This window comes from Candidatus Albibeggiatoa sp. nov. BB20 (genome assembly GCA_016744725.1).
Taxonomy (GTDB): domain Bacteria; phylum Pseudomonadota; class Gammaproteobacteria; order Beggiatoales; family Beggiatoaceae; genus Albibeggiatoa.
In genome coordinates this window covers 1-15,808 of sequence record JADGDW010000027.1, presented here as the reverse complement: position 1 = coordinate 15,808, position 15,808 = coordinate 1, and the positions used below count along the sequence as shown (strand labels likewise).

Below are 15,808 nucleotides of genomic sequence, written 5' to 3'. Positions count from 1 at the left end.
ATGACATATACCCTTAATTTTTGTTGAGTGCAGAAGTTCTGTACTGAGGAGACTCACATCACTCAATTTAAAAAAAGGCCAGCAATCTTTACTAAAAATCGCCAGCCTCTAAGATTTAAAAAAACAAATTAAAAACTATAGCTCGTCCTGCATTTCGATATAGCCGCAAGGGCATTCACTGGCACACAAACCACAGCCCTTACAATAATCATAATCAAACACATAATGACTGCCATCACTGGCAAGGTCTTTGGTTTTCAACACAGCGGAATCAGGGCACAAGGTCCAGCAATTATCACAAGCCAAGCAATTACCACAGGAAAAACAACGCGCAGCTTCTTTTATCATTTCAGAGGTACTTAAACCTGAGATAATTTCTTCTTCACCAGTACGTTGTTCAACAGGCAAGGCCGTTTCCTGCATTCGTGCCGCAGGCTCGTAATAATGTAAATTCAAGGCATCAAATGCAATCGGTTGTTCTTGTTTAATTTCGGGTAATGCTTCACCACGGATTTGTTTATCAATGGCAATCGCAGCCCGTCGTCCATCACCAATCGCAGCCGTCACTGTACCTGCTTGACCACCTGCATCACCACCACCATACACACCCGCATGACCTTCAATCTGTCCCCAGTGGTCAGTAGGTAAAAACGAACTAATACCTGCAATTTTCTCCATCCCATACGGATCAATCACTTGCCCAACGGCGGGAATCACCTGATCGACATTTAAAATCGTCTCTGTGCCTGCAAAAGCAACCCGTTTTAAACGTCCATTCTCTTGCTTCATTTTTTTCATGTGAACCAGCTCAACACCTATCACTCGTTCACCACGCAGAATTAAACGCCGAATACCACGATATTCATGAATAATTACGCCTTCTTCTAACGCTTCTTCCACTTCACGCGGAATGGCTGGCATTGCTTCAGATTGCGGAATCCCCGGTTTTGGAATCGGTTTATGTGAAATAATATGCACTTCGGCAACGCCTGCCCGTTTCATCACTCGCGCCATATCAACAGCCGTATTACCCGCGCCGACAATCGCAACACTCTTCGGCGTTGGCACGCTACCAATATCAACCCATTCTTTTAATAAATCCAAACCTGAATGCAAATCATGGGGCACAACACCATCAATATTCCATTCTTGACTTTGCTGTGCACCAACGCCTAAAAATACGGCAGGATAATCTGCTTGTAATTCACGCAATTGCACATCACGACCTAAACGAGTATGCGGCTGAAAATTAATCCCATCAATCGCTAATACTCGTTCGATTTCAGAATCTAACAGGTTGCGTGGCAAACGATAAGGCGGCAATGCCGTGCGCAATGTACCTCCAGGTTCGGTTCTATCATCAAAAATGGTGGAACGATAGCCCAAGCGAGCCAAATGATAAGCTGCAGTCAAGCCCGCAGGCCCTGCACCAATCACGGCAATTTCAGGGGCATTTTTAGCAACAGGGTTAACAGGATATGCCCAATTATTCTCAATGGCTTGTTCACCTAAAGAACGTTCAATCGCATGAATTGAAATTGGTTCATCCAAGCCGCCACGATTACAGGCAGATTCACAGAAATGTGGACAGACGCGTCCAGTAATAGCAGGTAAAGGGTTTATTTTAACGAGGGTTTCCCAAGCAGTTTGACTATGACCCGCTTGGATGTCAGCGATATAGGCTTGGGCGTTTTCACCAGCAGGACAGGCCGTGTGACAAGGTGCGCTACGATGATGATGCAGCGGTTTTTGTACTCGCCATGTGCCTGTTTTGAAATTAAGCGATGTCCCCGGTAAAGCATAACCTGCGCGTGTAAGCACTAGCATTTGTTATCCTCCAATGGCTGTATTCAGGGTTTTACATATTGTTTTTTATATTTTTAATGTCTTTGCATTGTAACACAGGGAATTGAGGATATTTGATTTAACCATGGTGATCTGAATAAATGTAAAAATCCAGTGACTCTTAATGGCATTGGCCTATTTTTTCGAATTTTTTAAAAAAGCCTCAATTTTTTCTGCGGGTAATTTCTGCAAAATTTCATCGATTGATAAGCCTTCTAATCTTTCATCAGACGAATATCGTTTTAATACTTCATCAGATGAATACCGCTTTAATACCTCGTCAGGTGAAAGTACATGTAGATTTTCACTCACATAATCATGTTTGAAATCTTCCATTGTATAAGGCATAACTGCTCCTTTTTGCTTATAAAATTCATAGAGTTGATTAAGTATAGCTTTGTCTTGTTTTGAGTGCCAATCATAATTGTTACCCCCGTAGACAAAACCTTCGCCATTACCACTAAACAATTGCCATATCGCATTACGCTGTTTTCTTGGCATTTTGCTTAATACCAGCAGTTTAATTTGATGGCTACCGTAAATAAGGTGAAATACACCTGCTTGTTGTTGCTCTAATTTTAGCCCTTGCTGTTGTAAATTGCTCGGATATCGGGTGCAGACTGCAAACAGTTTAATGTCGTGTTTGGGCATTAATTTTTTAAGTGAAGCACTTTCTTGTTTGCGATAATTAACATAGTGTCCGATCAATTCATCAATTGCCCATTCATTCAAAGGTTCTTGAATCGATTTATAGGTTAACAAGTTATGTTCAGATAATGCTTCAAATCCTTCGGGATATTCAGTCAATGCTTTGCCTTCAGCACGCTTAATAATCACCACATCGAGAAATTGTTTTTTTGCTGTCAGTTCTTTCTCTAACACCACTTCAAAATTAGAACCGAGAAAAAAATCGGTTAAAGTTAAGCCAAAAGTGCGATGCCAGTTAATTTTGCTCATTGAGATGCTCAGTAATATAAAAATGGTAATTATTTAACCGCCGTCACAATGCACAATACTTGAATCCCTTCGCCGCGCCCAAAATCTGTTAAGCCTTCGCCAGTGGTCGCAGTAATGCCCACATCATCTACCATCAAACCTAACAATTGCGCAATACTTTGTTTCATTTCAGGAATTTTCGGGGTGATTTTCGGTTTTTTACATTCTAAGCTACAAGATATATGGCAAATTTCCCAGTCGTTTAAATAGTTCAATGCCTCTTGCACATACACTTTACTATCAGCAATACCCTGTTTTAAGCATAAATCATCACTGATTTTCCCCAAAATATTCACTCCTGTAATCCCTGAAATCCCGTTAGCAATCGCGTGCAAAACCACATCCGCATCACTATTACCCAGTAAAGCGTGTTCATTTTCAAACACAACCCCGCCTAAAACGAGCTGTTTATCAGTTTTTTGTGCTTCAAAACGATGGCTATCTTGTCCAAGTCCAGTTTTAACTTTCATGTTGTGCCTGCTGAGTTAAAAAGAGTGCTGCTAATTGTAAATCTTGTGGATGGGTAACTTTGATATTGTCGGCATGACCTGCAATAAGAACAGGTTGTTGACCCATTAACTCAATCGCCTGCGCATCATCTGTCACCATTTTCTGTTGGGCTAATACGGCTTCTAATGCTTCAGTCAACGCTTGCAAACGGAACATTTGTGGGGTCAATGCGTGCCATAATTGTTCGCGACTAACAGTTTCTGTAATTACATTATCATGGTCAGAACGTTTCATGGTATCGCGTACAGGCAAGGCCAATAAACCACCCACGGGATGTTCTGCGAGACTGTGCATTAAGTGCTGTATGTCTTCCACTCGCACACAAGGTCGCGCGGCATCATGCACTAAAACCCAATCATCAGGCTGAGCATGTTGCTGTAAATGACGTAATCCATTTAATACAGAATGAAATCGTTCTGCACCGCCTTCCACTCGGATCAAAGGTACAGGCAAATCTAACTGCAATTCATCCCAATATGGATCAGTCGCAGATAGCGCAATCACGATACCTTTAACTTGGGTGGCGGCCAAACGTTCCAACGTATGTTGAATAATGGGTTTGGCTTGTAGTGATAAATATTGTTTGGGGCAATCACTGCCCATGCGTTTACCCACGCCCGCAGCAGGAACGACTGCCCAGTAATTATTCAACGATTTGATAAAACACCTCACCTTGTTTGATTAAACCTAATTCCATCCGTGCATATTCCTCAATCACAGTTAAGCCATGTTTTAAATCTTTGACTTCAACGATCAAAGCTCGATTGCGTTGTTGTAATTGCTTGTTAATGGCTTGCTGTTGGGCTAATTGTTGTTGCATGGTTTGCCAATTTTGATAACTGCTTTGACCTAACCAAAGTTGGTATTGTAAATGGGCTAGTGATAAAACTAAGCCGAGTAGTAGAATTTTTTGTAGCATAAGAGTTGAACTAAAAACTTGTACTCTTGTTTAAAAGTGGCATTATATTATCATTACATTCTTATCTAAAAAAGCGGTATTGTGTTATGAGCGAACCAGCGCAAAAGATAGGCACAGGCATGATTGTCGCAGCTTGGGTCATCATCATTGCCATGTTAACTTTGATTTTTGGTGGCTTTTTGGACAATAAGTATAATCCGAATAAAAATGCTGAAACTTATCAAAATAGTGTAGGACAACGTGAAGTGATTTTGCAACGTGGTCATCATGGGCATTATGTGGCCACAGGTACAATCAATGGCCATAGCGTGACCTTTTTACTCGATACGGGTGCAACTGATGTGGCAATTCCTGAACGAGTGGCAAATAAAATCGGTTTAAAACGGGGTGTACCGATGCAAGTGGGTACTGCAAACGGCACGATTACCGTATATGGTACGCGCTTGGATAGTGTCAGTTTAGGCTTAATTGAACTGAATGATGTGCGAGCGAATATCAATCCACACATGGATGATGATGAAGTGTTGCTGGGTATGAGCTTCTTAAAGCATTTGGAAATGATACAAAAAGGTGAAATTTTAATTTTGCGTTTGTAATCAATAATCTGTTAGCATTGTCGTCAATTTAATCGATAGATGTTCGTTGAATTTAATACGGGTGAGTTGGAGATTATGACTCAGATTCAAGTTTTATCAAACTGTAGTAATAGTTTGTTTTTGCTTAATTATTGCCGTTATCAATTAACATCTATAGTTGTTGCTCTTAGCCTTGCAATGCGACAGAATGGCATGTAAGCCCCTCAACTATTTACTAAAAAATCACCGAATATAGATTCATAATGCTAACCAACTATACGAAAAAAATTCTGCAATCCCGTGTATATGATGTTGCAGATAAGACCCGTCTTGATTTTGCCAGCCATTTATCACGCCGTTTAAACAATCAAATTTGGATAAAGCGTGAAGATATGCAGCCTGTGTTTTCATTTAAAATTCGCGGCGCGTATAACAAAATTGCTAACTTGCCACCTGATATTTTACAAAAAGGCGTGATTGCAGCATCGGCGGGAAATCATGCTCAAGGGGTGGCCTTGTCTGCTGCAAAACTGGGTATTCGCGCAGTGATTGTGATGCCTAAAACCACGCCTGAAATTAAAGTGATTTCGGTAAAACATCGTGGTGCAGAAGTTATTTTACACGGCACAACTTTTGATGATGCCAGCAAATATGCTCAGCAATTAATGATAGAACAAGGCTTAACTTATATTCCGCCTTATGATGATGAGGATGTGATTGCAGGTCAAGGCACAGTGGGCATGGAGATTTTGCAACAGCATACCAAAGACTTAGAGGCGATTTTTATTCCTGTCGGTGGTGGTGGCTTAATTGCAGGTGTGGCCGCGTATGTGAAATATTTACGTCCAGAAATCAAAATCATCGGCGTTGAACCTATTGAAGCAGCATGTTTATATGAGGCTTTGCAAGCGAATGAACGGGTGATTTTAGATCAAGTGGGGATTTTTGCTGATGGGGTCGCGGTTCGACAAATTGGCGCATTACCCTTTGAAATTGCTAAGCAAACGGTGGATGAAGTGTTACTGGTTTCAACCGATGAAATTTGTGCTGCGATTAAAGATATTTTTGAAGACACCCGCACTATTACCGAACCCGCAGGCGCATTGGCTTTGGCTGGTTTAAAACAGTATGTTGCACGTGAACAGTGTCAGGATAAAAATCTGGTTACGATTGCCAGCGGTGCAAATATGAATTTTGATCGTTTAGGTTATGTGAATGAACGCACAGAAGTCGGTGAACAACGTGAAAGCTTACTTGCAGTAAAAATTCCTGAATGTCCCGGTAGTTTCCGCCAATTTTGTCATACGATTGGGCAACGCAGCATCACTGAGTTTAACTATCGTTATGCGGATAATGCACAGGCAGTTGTGTTTGCAGGTATTCGTTTGTCGGATGGATTGGAAGAGAAACAGCGTTTAATCAAAAAGCTCACGGAAAAAGATTATGCTGTGATCGATTTAAGTGATAATGAAATAGCCAAATCTCATGTACGGCACATGGTGGGCGGTCATGCAGCAAATTTAACTGATGAACGTTTATACCGATTTGAATTTCCCGAACGCCCCGGCGCATTATTACATTTTCTCACCAGTATGAGCCAAAAGTGGAATATCAGTTTATTTCATTACCGAAATCATGGCGCAGCTTATGGACGTGTTTTGGTTGGAATTCAAGTACCTGAGACGGAATTGGATGCGTTTCATGCGTTTTTAACTCGTTTAGGGTACACTTATTGGGAAGAATCTAATAACCCTGCCTATCAACTATTTTTGAATTAATTATGTATAAAATCAAATATTCCTTTGAAGATTTCAATAAGTACAATGTATTGAAAGTACCCTTCACTTTAAGACTTACTGTTATTTACTTATTAAAACATTTCTTTCTGGCTTTTATCCCTGTGCTGGCGTTATTGCCCAAAATGCGCATGAAAGATATGGCGGATATGTTAATTAATTTTGCTCATTATGTGACAACAACGGAGTTATTAATTTCCTGTATTCCTGCTATGTTGGTATTTGGCGCGATGGGACGGCGTTTGCCTTTTATTGAAGATGGTAGTTTATATCGTAAAATTTGGCGTAATGGACGTATTTTGCTATTAGCGAGTGTTGGCTTAGAATTGCTATTTTTTAGTGTTTATTTATTTTTAGGTATTAAGCCAATGAATGAATATACATTAGGACTTGTGTATTTAGATGTGATGGTCGCATTGTATTTATTTAGAGCCCAACGGGTTAAAGATGTGTTTGCCGAATTCCCCAATTATAGTGAGAAAGCGGCAAGAGCAAGAAAGAATAAGAAGTAAATCTGTTTTTTAAAATGCCCCAGCTTGGCTGGGGCTTTGTTATCAGGTTATTTGACTAAATCAATTGCAATCATGCCAATGCCCTCACCTTCCACAACCTTCAAGATAACAGCATAAACTCCTTCAACGATTTCAACTTCTAACCCATTTGCAACAGGATTAGCCGTAATAGCTTGTTGAGTCGAAAGGTTGAGTAAATGTAGTTCAGTTGAGACTTGACCTGATAAAATATGGCTATTGACTATGACTTTTTGTGTGCCTTTTCCACTGACAATAAAGTTCATGACGAGCACATCTTTCAAATAACCACGAACACTGATATTTGCCATATCTAGCGTTGTATTTCCTAAACTGACACCTGCCATACCACGACCTTTTTCAGCCTTTGAATTCATCAAAATGGTATAAGTGCCTGCTTCAATCGTTCGATTAAAAGTAAAATTATTGGCTTGTTGTTGGCGTTGCAATAGTTTGCCGTAAATGCCTTCTTGATTAGTTAGCACTTCGTTAAGCTCTAATTCAGGTAATATGCCTTGTTCCAAAATGTCAGCATGAAAAGTTAAATCAGCCGTGCCATCACCTTTGAGGATAAAGCCTAACATCAAGTTTTTAGAACCACCAGGAAGTGTGCTATGACCACTGAAGTTTAAAAGCTGTAATTGATTGGTTACTGTATTGTTATCAGTTGAGCTATCAGCTGCTTGGCTATTGTCGTTGTCAGAATAATCTATACCCTGTTTGCCATAGACTTTAACCATACAGTTAACATGGTCTTTCATATTGACAATTTGTTTTTTACAACCACGGTCATTACCACTCCATTCAATCGTGTAGTCATCTTGAGAAAATCCGCTAGCGGTTGAGATTTCAATTGCTTCTAGCTTGACAGTTGTGCCACGTTTAAATAATTTTTTACAAGTACCGGAGCCATAGCCACAATCAATACCACTTGGAGTTGAACGGACATGAGCTTGAGAACCCGTTACAGAAAGTAAGTAATAGTCAGATTGTGGTGTAGATATTTTGGTGGGTTGTTGAGCATTATCTTCAGAGACAGAACCTGAATCATCATTGCTGTCATCATTTTCAGAGTTTGAATCTGAGCCATCATCGCTGTCATCATTTTCAGAGTTTGAACCTGAATCATCACCGCTGTCATCATTCCCAGAGTTTGAACCTGAGTCATCACCGCTGTCATCATTCCCAGAGTTTGAACCTGAATCATCACCACTGTTGTCATTTCCAGAGTTTGAATCTGAGCCATCGTCGCTGTCATCATTTTCAACTTCTTCTTCAATTTCTATAGTAAAAGGCTGATTGGCAGAAATGAAATAACCCTCTTCATTTGTATCACATGAAAAGAATTCGTTATTTTTAGAAGGGGATTTGAAAATATAAGTTGCATTAGGTTCTAAAGTTAGTGATGCTATCTGATGAATATCGTCTTCAGTCATATCTCCATTCTGGTCATATCTTTGAATTTGTACTCTTGATTGTTTAGGCTCAATCAGATAGTAAAACAAGTCACTTACAATCGGAGTTTGATGAGTAAAAATTTCAATGATCTCACCTTGTTCATTATATCGCTCAAATTGCTGTCTAGGTTGTATATTATCCTCATACTCTACGTAAATATCCCCAGTAACAGGTGAATACTCTTCATATAATAGATGAACAGCATTATCAAAAAAACCAGAAAAATTACTCTGTGATTCACCAAAAAACAAGCCAATATCATAAACGTCTATAGCGTTATCATCCGTTGTAAATTCACAAGAACATCTATTTGCTGGATAATATGTATCATTAGCTGGAGACTCATAAGTCACTCTATTGCAACTATACCCAGAGTGAGAGAAAGTGCTATCATCATTTGTATCATCTGATAAGCTGCTATCTTTTTCAAGATACAAAAGTTCTGGGTTGGCAGAAATGAAGTAGCCTAATTCATCAGTGGTACATGAAAAATATTCATTTTCTTCAGTTGGGTTTTTAAAGATATAAGTCTCAAATCGCCCTAAGGCTATAGAGTTATGAGGAGCAATAACACCTGGAACTACCATGCCTTTTGGGTTATCTTTGTATAAATATTGATAATGTATTCTTGATTCAGTCACATGGTTTGAGCTGTCAACTATAGGTTGTTGATAAATATACATTATCTTACTATCAACATCCCATTCTCTATAGTATGTAAACGACTTTTCTGACTGAACACTGTTAGTTGAACTTAATAAATCACCCGCAATGGGAAAGTACTCACCCTCCAGTAAAGATTGTGCAACTCCATCATATACATTTTCAAAATCAGATGGATCAGTAACATGTAATACCCCAACATCGTATGTATCAAGCGATTCAGGTGTACTATTATTCCAAACACAGCTACAAATATTACTATCATCATCAGAGTAATGTTGAACTTCAAGGCAGGTTTGCGCATTAACTGGAGTCACACAGAACAGCATGACCCATCCAAGCCAATGCATCAGGCTTTGTATGACAGACTTTTGACTACAGCTTTTAAGCAGCATATTTTATCCCTTGCTTTTATAAAGAATGAAACGTAAAAAATAAGATAATGGTATCATTTTATACTGTGAAAATACCGTATAAATACTAAAATAAATGCAGGAAAATGTAGAAGAAAATGCTGCAAACTAAGATTTAAGTTTTCACAAAAACATTTTAAACCAAATCTTGATTTTACTATCAGTTTTAGTATAAAATAAAGTTATAATTATCATTAATAATAAATTATATATAAGACAAGATACTGAGTTTTTTAAACACAACTCAACTATGCGTTTATTTGTTAATAAATTAGAATTATGTGCAGATCAAACCTGCTTGCAAGATATATCTGTTAATGAATTCAATGGTTTATTTGCACCTTATTTAGTCGTTTAGTCCGCTATATTCTTTCTCTCTCTTTGGCCTCATTTGTCTTTATTGGTGATGAGGCTTTTTTTTAATATCCACCTCGTGTTTGACTTCACCTTATAGCTACCTTTCACTTACCTTGGCTATTCTCAACACGCCTGCTAAACTGACTCTCTCTAAAAGCCTTGCATTAACTAAATATAGGGTTATTTTTTGCAAAATTTACTTTTTTAAACCCACACAAGTAAATAATTAAATTACCTTCTAATAGTTAACATTATTTACAACAGGGATTATCAAAAAAATGATTACAGTGACTCAGGAAGACATTGCACAGTTTCGTGACGTATTTGCGGATAATCAAGATGCTATGGATGCTTTAGGTTATATTGATAATTGTGATGGGAATTTATCCGAAGCAATGGAAATTATCTTTACAGTTGAAGATGATTCATTCCATCGAGGTGCTTCTGATGGTGAGGATTTTGAGAAGTTTCTTGGTAGTTTTCGTACTGTTATCTGTAATCCTGAGTTTGAGGCTAATTTTATAGATAAACCATTTGATAAAGCACTTGATATTGCCTTGGGCTATTTGCTTGCGAGTACTGGGCAACCCACACTTTTATTAATTCCTGTATTGTTATATATTTTTAAATTAGGCTTAAAGGATTTTTGCCAGAAAAACAATTAGAGTTGCAGTTATGTCTAAGAAAATTTTGATATGTTTTGCAAATCCTAAAGATAAACCCAGTATAAACGAAACTCCTGAATTAAAGGAAATTAGTACGGTTGTTGCGCAACACAATAAGTTATCAATAGTCGCTCCAAATAAAATTATTGGATGTATATCAACGTACTATGAGCTATATGATAGTTTATCTAAATTCAAACCTAACATCGTTCATTTTATTGGGCATGGTCAAAAAGAAGGCTTGGTATTTAGGCAATATGAAGATGCTAAAAGACATATTGTATCAAATGAAGAATTAGCTGATACATTCCAAAAATTTTCGCAATATGTTGAATGTGTATATTTAAGTGCTTGCGACTCTACTGAATCTGCCAAATTTATATCAAAACACATTGATTATGTTATTGGTATGGAATCATACATAAGTGATTATAGTGGGCAACAATTTAGTGGTTTTTTTTACAATTATCTCCAATCTAATCAAAATTTTGATTATGAGAATGCCTTTAATCATATTGAAACTATGAGAGCAAAGTATTTAAAACAAGACAAGCTCAATACAATACCCAAAATATTTAAGAAATCAGATAATTTAGAAATATCAGACTATAACCAACAACAAAAACCTTTAAAAAATACTGTGCCATGTTTGCAAATTGCACTATATGGCGGAGAAAATACTAAAAATTACGGTCTTGTGGCATGGGTTGATAATAAAATAATTCATGAAACGAATACATCTCTTGAAAACCTTCCTAATACCATTCAAAAAATATTAAGCTTGCATCAAATGAATTCTGTAATAAGAGTCGCTATAGAACGTCTTACTATTGAATTTTTCCTCCCAAAGCATTTGCTTAACCACGATATAGAATATTGTAAAATCTCGCAATTTGATGATCCTATTGGTATAAATTACAAAGTTATTATTCGTTCCTTAGATCGTTTAGAGAATACTGGTTTTTTACATAACTGCTGTCTTTTTTGGAATCGGCATAAAGAAAAATTACAATCAATTCCTGAAAATTGTTGCTGGGATACTGAACAAAGAAAATTTCAAATTGCTTCAACAAATAGCCTAATATGGATAGATAAAATTGAAAAAATGCCTTACTTAGATTTGCACAGTTCTGGTGTTATTTGTCTAATATTTCCTTCTAAGCCAGAAAATAACGTTTTATTTAAATTGATAAAAAAGGGATTTCCAATCATATTGTGGTTTAGAAAAACTGATAAGGAATATTTTTTAGATGAACAGGAAATATTAGACAAAGAATTGAAATTCTTACCAGAACTCATTTGGCAAAAAAGAAATGAATTATGGGATGATAGTGATGAGACGAAACTTGGTGATTTTTCCCTGCTCTGGGATGATGCTGATACATTACCACTACTCAAAACAGAAACATTTCATCAACTACAATCTCAAAATGATTTGGATTATATAGGATAACTTATGCCAAGTAATGACTGGAAAATATACCAAGGTTCAAAAGCTCTTATTGATTTACCACCGCCACCACCTTGGCGTGATTTGAGTAAAGAGGCTAAAAAAGGCAGAGGTGAAAATTTCAAACCTAGTGAGCATGAGATTGAATTAGTCAATGCAGCATTGTATTTGCGTCGACCGTTATTAATCACTGGCAAGCCGGGGGTTGGTAAAACATCATTGGCGTATTCTGTTGCGCATGAATTGGGTTTAGGTGAGGTATTACGCTGGTCAATTACCACTCAAACTAAATTACAAGATAGTTTATATAGTTACGATGCGATTGGACGGTTACAAGATACGTCTTTGTTGAAAAAAGGCTGCAATGAACCACCTGATATTAGCAAATATTTGCGTTTGGGTGCATTAGGTACAGCATTCGCCTCAGAAAGTTTAAGAGTATTGCTAATTGATGAAATTGACAAAAGTGACATTGATTTGCCTAATAATTTACTACATATCTTTGAAGAAGGTGAATTTATCATCCCTGAGTTGGAACGCTTAAAACAAGAAACCCAATCTATTTTTACTCATGACAGCACATCAGATAATGAGCAAAAAGTAGAGATTAAACGTGGTCGCATCTTGTGTAACAATCAATTTCCTCTTGTCATTATGACCAGCAACGGAGAGCGTGAATTTCCACCTGCTTTTTTACGTCGTTGTTTGCAATTAAACATGCTCCCACCTAATAAAACCAAGCTGGATGAAATTGTCAAATCGCATCTTGGGAAATTGCCTGAATATGAAACAAAATATAAAACAAAAATAGAGGCGTTAATTCAAGAATTCATAAAGCGACGTAATACAGAAAAAAAACAACTTGCAACTGACCAATTATTAAATGCAGTTTATTTGGCATTGAAGGATATTAACCCGTCAGATAATCTAAAAGATACCTTATTAAAATCACTGTCTGAAATGGATGATTAAGCTTATCGTGAGCTATACAATCAAAATATAGAGAAAACCAATGACTGTTTTAAAGCAAGAATATGATACTAACTTTGAAAGTTGGGTAAGCCAACATATTGATTTACTTAAAGCAAGACAGTGGCAAGCTGTGGATGTTGAACATTTAATTGAGGAATTGGAAGGTTTGGCGAAGCGTGATCGTAATGAATTGGTGAGTCATTTGGTGATATTATTAACCCATTTATTAAAATGGCAATTTCAACTTAATCAATTATCTGAAAAATGGACAGAATTTACGGGTAAAAGTTGGAAAACATCTATCATTGAGCAGCGTTATCATATTCAAGAGCAATTAGACAATTATCCAAGTTTAAAAAATTATTTAGCTGATGCCTTAATTCGCGCTTATCCAAAGGCAGTATCTTTAGCCAAAAAGGAAACGGGTTTATCTCACTTTCCTCAAGTTTGCCCTTATACAATTGAACAATTATTGGATAGTGATTTTTATCCTACACCAGAATAGGTTTGCTTAAACTAATCATGTTAACAAACTTCATCAACGCCTTACATAAAAATGGTATTGAACCGACTGCCGAAGAGTTGGCAGATGCGTTATGGTTTGCGATGCAAATGAAGCCTTATGTCGATGCAACAGAATCAAATCCATCTGAAATTATAGAACAAGACGAAACACAATCTGCATTGCCAGAAGAAATAAAAGACCCTATCCCACCTCAAGAATCATCTGATGATAATTCAAATTCTAAAAAAGACAAATCTGACCCAATCGACCCAAATCAAACTGAAATCTCAACAACTTATCCTATTACATTACCTTCTTCGACAGGTTCAAATCTTGGTGAATCGATTAGAGTTCCCGCCACCACGATGTTGCCTGATGTATTACTTTTAGAGCGTGCATTACGTCCTTTGATTCATAAAACACAATCGGGTCGACGCGACGTTTTAGATGAGGATGCAACGGTACAGTTTATTGCGGAACAAGGCATTTGGTTGCCTATTTTAAAAAATCTGACTGAACCTTGGTTTGATGTGGTGTTGGTGGTGGATGAAAGTGCATCAATGCGGGTTTGGCAAAAAACCATGAATGAGTGGTACAGCTTGTTACAGCGACATGCCGCGTTTCGTCATATACGGCGTTTTGCATTTCGTTATGAGCAGCCAATGAAGGATAGTCAGGATAAACAGCTCAAAGTACGATTGTATTCTGGTTCACGGGTTTGTCAGACTAAAGAGTTGATTGACCCACGTGGACGACAGGTGATCTTAATTGCCAGTGATTGTGCTTCGCCTGCGTGGTATTCAGGTAAGATTGCTGCGTTTTTTGATGTTTGGGGTAAGACTAATCCTGTGGCGATTGTGCAGATGTTGCCTCAGCGTTTGTGGACAAATTGCGGTTTGGGCGAGACGATGCGGACTTATCTTCATGCGGCTGCACCGAGTTTGCCGAATACCAAATGGGTGATTGATGATGATTGGATTGAGCATCAGCCAAATGGTATGAAAATGCCTGTGATAACTTTAGAACCTGAGTCTTTGCAGTTTTGGGCGCGGAGTTTAATGGGTAAGGCGGATGCTTGGATTTCTGGGGTGGTGTTTCAGACCGCAGCAGAGCAAAAGGCATTTGTTGAGGGGATTAGTTCTGAGCAGAAACAGGTTGCGCGTAGTGTGACGGCTGAGCAGCGTTTGCAACGGTTTTATGCACTTGCATCGCCGATGGCACAGGAGTTGGCAGAATATTTAGCAGCCGCGCCTTTGTGTTTGGATGTAATGCGGTTGGTGCAGCGTGTGATGTTGCCACAGTCTCGGCAGGTGCATTTGGCAGAGATTTTTTTAAGCGGTTTGATTAAGCGTTCAGAACAGCATGAATATATTGAGTATGAGTTTCATGATGGTGTGCGTGATTTGTTATTGGAGTCGGCATTGTTGCCTGATTCGGTTGATGTGTTGAAAGCGGTTTCAAAATATTTAGCGCAGCATTGGGGTTGTCCTTTAGATTTCCAAGCGGTTTTGGCTAATCCAAATGCGTTTGAAGGTATGCCAATTGATGAAAAACATCATAAGTTTGCTGAAATTAGTGGGAAGGTTCTGGAGCAGCTTGGTGGGGAGTATGCTATTTCAGCTAAACGTTTACAAATAACAAATAATAAAGTTGTTTTGCAAAAAATTAGGATAGCTTTTGTAAAAACAGTTAAATTTATAAAAATTGAGTTAAGCTTAGGTGAAACATATTTTATTAGTACGATATCTATTAATATTCAAAGATTTAATTTACTATTTGGAATGAATTTGCTTGGTATTAATGCTTATGTTGCCCAATCTTTCGCAAAATTATTAGGCTTCTCACTTCCAACAGAAAAACAATGGAATTACGCAATAAAAACAGGAAAAATCAGAACTCTTTCAGAAAGTAAAGAATGGGTATTAGAAGAAACTTATGATAACCCATCTAAATTTTTATTAGCGAGCCAAACAAAGCGTTTACACTTATTTGAAGAGCAACGGCCAGAAGCTTCTAGTGACAATTATGTATTTCGGGTTGTTGCTAATGAAATACCCTTTTTTTCTAGTGAACCTGTAACGTGTAAAAATTTTTTTGGTCGTGAAGATATACTACAAAGCATATTTCACTCATGGAGAGACTTTCCAAATACTC

General features: G+C 37.8%; 14 protein-coding genes. 8 read left to right on the top strand and 6 right to left on the bottom strand.

The window, feature by feature from the left end; translation table 11 throughout:
- Positions 1-135: 135 nt before the first annotated feature.
- The 5 genes from ABXH34_RS04955 to ABXH34_RS04935 all read right to left on the bottom strand — a co-directional run bounded on the left by ABXH34_RS04955 (position 136) and on the right by ABXH34_RS04935 (position 4,270).
- Positions 136-1,827, bottom strand: coding sequence for an NAD(P)-binding protein (locus ABXH34_RS04955; protein WP_353570760.1), 1,692 nt, complete (start codon positions 1,825-1,827; stop codon positions 136-138).
- A gap of 153 nt (positions 1,828-1,980) precedes the next feature.
- Positions 1,981-2,802: a hypothetical protein gene (locus tag ABXH34_RS04950; RefSeq protein ID WP_353570759.1), complete on the bottom strand. Its 822-nt coding sequence runs from the start codon at positions 2,800-2,802 to the stop codon at positions 1,981-1,983.
- Between the two features lie 29 nt (positions 2,803-2,831).
- A complete protein-coding gene (gene ispF, locus ABXH34_RS04945; protein WP_353570758.1) occupies positions 2,832-3,311 on the bottom strand; it encodes a 2-C-methyl-D-erythritol 2,4-cyclodiphosphate synthase in 480 nt (159 codons plus the stop codon).
- Positions 3,301-4,002, bottom strand: coding sequence for a 2-C-methyl-D-erythritol 4-phosphate cytidylyltransferase (gene ispD / locus ABXH34_RS04940; RefSeq protein ID WP_353570757.1), 702 nt, complete (start codon positions 4,000-4,002; stop codon positions 3,301-3,303). The genes ispF and ispD overlap by 11 nt, the downstream gene beginning before the upstream one ends.
- Positions 3,995-4,270, bottom strand: coding sequence for a septum formation initiator family protein (locus ABXH34_RS04935; protein ID WP_353570756.1), 276 nt, complete (start codon positions 4,268-4,270; stop codon positions 3,995-3,997). Before ABXH34_RS04935 ends, ispD begins: the two co-directional genes overlap by 8 nt.
- 86 nt (positions 4,271-4,356) lie before the next feature.
- Between ABXH34_RS04935 and ABXH34_RS04930 the strand changes: the two genes are divergently transcribed.
- From ABXH34_RS04930 to ABXH34_RS04920, 3 genes are all read left to right on the top strand, one after another.
- Complete coding sequence (locus ABXH34_RS04930; protein ID WP_353570755.1) at positions 4,357-4,866, top strand: retropepsin-like aspartic protease family protein; 510 nt, start codon at positions 4,357-4,359, stop codon at positions 4,864-4,866.
- Positions 4,867-5,108: 242 nt separating this feature from the next.
- On the top strand, positions 5,109-6,623 hold the full coding sequence (gene ilvA / locus ABXH34_RS04925; RefSeq protein WP_353570754.1) for a threonine ammonia-lyase, biosynthetic: 1,515 nt from the start codon (positions 5,109-5,111) through the stop codon (positions 6,621-6,623).
- A 2-nt stretch (positions 6,624-6,625) separates the two neighbouring features.
- Positions 6,626-7,153: a DUF2919 family protein gene (locus ABXH34_RS04920; RefSeq protein WP_353570753.1), complete on the top strand. Its 528-nt coding sequence runs from the start codon at positions 6,626-6,628 to the stop codon at positions 7,151-7,153.
- A 47-nt stretch (positions 7,154-7,200) separates the two neighbouring features.
- On the opposite strand, the gene ABXH34_RS04915 is transcribed toward ABXH34_RS04920, so the two are convergent.
- Complete coding sequence (locus ABXH34_RS04915) at positions 7,201-9,609, bottom strand: hypothetical protein (RefSeq protein WP_353570752.1); 2,409 nt, start codon at positions 9,607-9,609, stop codon at positions 7,201-7,203.
- A gap of 731 nt (positions 9,610-10,340) precedes the next feature.
- Here ABXH34_RS04915 and ABXH34_RS04910 point away from each other — a divergent pair.
- From ABXH34_RS04910 to ABXH34_RS04890, 5 genes are all read left to right on the top strand, one after another.
- Positions 10,341-10,727, top strand: coding sequence for a hypothetical protein (locus ABXH34_RS04910; RefSeq protein ID WP_353570751.1), 387 nt, complete (start codon positions 10,341-10,343; stop codon positions 10,725-10,727).
- 10 nt (positions 10,728-10,737) lie between these two features.
- On the top strand, positions 10,738-12,180 hold the full coding sequence (locus tag ABXH34_RS04905; RefSeq protein ID WP_353570750.1) for a VMAP-C domain-containing protein: 1,443 nt from the start codon (positions 10,738-10,740) through the stop codon (positions 12,178-12,180).
- Positions 12,181-12,183: 3 nt separating this feature from the next.
- Positions 12,184-13,149, top strand: coding sequence for an AAA family ATPase (locus ABXH34_RS04900; RefSeq protein ID WP_353570749.1), 966 nt, complete (start codon positions 12,184-12,186; stop codon positions 13,147-13,149).
- 40 nt (positions 13,150-13,189) lie between these two features.
- Positions 13,190-13,654 (top strand): DUF29 domain-containing protein, encoded by a 465-nt coding sequence (locus ABXH34_RS04895; protein WP_353570748.1) that lies wholly within the window; start codon positions 13,190-13,192, stop codon positions 13,652-13,654.
- 17 nt (positions 13,655-13,671) lie between these two features.
- Positions 13,672-15,808: SAV_2336 N-terminal domain-related protein (locus ABXH34_RS04890; RefSeq protein ID WP_353570747.1), on the top strand; the 2,137-nt coding region annotated here is incomplete at its 3' end.